The following is a 1240-nucleotide window of genomic DNA, read 5'->3' as shown; positions in this document are numbered from 1 at the left end:
CGCCGTGAGAAAGCGTAATTTGATCCAAAAGCGCGCGTGCAGAAAAATACTCTTTGTGCGCTTGCAGCGTGATGCTCTCTTTGTTCCAACTGCTGATTCGAAATGGCCCAGTACCGATATGATATGAATAACCCGAGCCAAAAGAGGCCGTGTCTCGACACAATATTGAGGCATGTGGCGTGGCTAACATGTATGGAAAGAATTGGTTTGCGCGTTTGAGCACTATCTTCAAGCAGTTCGGAGTTTCGGCTGTAACGGTTTCAATGCATTGCCAAAGCTCATAAACCGGCCCTTTAATTTGCTTGAGTCTTTCTAAACTCCAAACCACGTCGTCTATGCTCAGAAGCTCACCATCATGACGAAAAATGCCCGGCCTTAACCATAACGTCATGACGTTTTCTTCCATTTTCCATTCATGAGCTAAAGCGGGCTCAATGCCACCATTGGAGTTTTGTGTTAGCAGCCCATCATAAACACTTTTGACCACGTGTAATTCGGTATGACGGAAGGTCTCTGCGGGATCGATATTTGAAACCCAGGGATAAGAAGAAATAAGAATGGCGTTTTTAGACTCATTCAGCTCGTTCACTTTTTCCGATGCAATCGTAAGCGAACGAACCGCCGTTTGGCCGAACCAATCGATAAGCTTTGTTATCGAATTCATTCTGCCCCTAGCAAGCTCTTCCACCAAAAACTCGGTCATCGCTTGTTGCAAAGTAATGGTGATACTCAAGCGGCTTGGGTTGCTTCGCCCAATCGCCGGTTGCCAATCCACCCAACCGTAAGCCGCCAGCTTTTTCATCACAATGGAAACGTTACGTCTGGACGTGCAAATCACAGATTCGAGTTCGCTAAGCGTCACTAAATGATGCTTATGCGGTTCAAAATGTTTGAGCAGAAAATCTAAATATCTAAGATTTACATCGTTCACAGTGCTTCCTGAGCGTTTTTCTAAAAACCAAAAATAACACAGGAAGCTTAGTGACCAAACTTCCTGTGTCATATCTATATGAATTCAAACTGAGGGCTTAACTGAACAAACAACAGCACACCGCTTGGGTTAAGCCCAAAGAACTTGAATAAAAATGCTTAGAAACGGTAGCTCATACCGACAGAGAACGCGCTGATTTCTGCTTCAACGGTGACTTTTTCACTGCCTAGTTTCGCTACGTCTAACTCAGGTTTCATGTATTCCCATTCAACCTGTAGTGCTAGATTTTTTGTGATCGCGAACTCAGCA

General features: G+C 44.5%; 2 protein-coding genes. Both read right to left on the bottom strand.

The features are described from left to right. Positions 1 to 931, bottom strand: a 931-nt coding sequence (locus R7F07_RS25030; RefSeq protein ID WP_029799929.1) for an ABC transporter substrate-binding protein, incomplete at its 3' end; no start/stop codon positions are given. Positions 932 to 1089: 158 nt separating this feature from the next. After that, positions 1090 to 1227, bottom strand: a complete 138-nt coding sequence (locus tag R7F07_RS25025; RefSeq protein ID WP_276434398.1) for a hypothetical protein — start codon at positions 1225 to 1227, stop codon at positions 1090 to 1092. Positions 1228 to 1240: the final 13 nt, after the last annotated feature.

Origin of the sequence: Vibrio sp. YT-16, assembly GCF_033337405.1 — a bacterium.
Lineage (GTDB): Bacteria > Pseudomonadota > Gammaproteobacteria > Enterobacterales > Vibrionaceae > Vibrio > Vibrio alginolyticus.
This window is presented reverse-complemented; position numbering and strand designations above follow the sequence as displayed.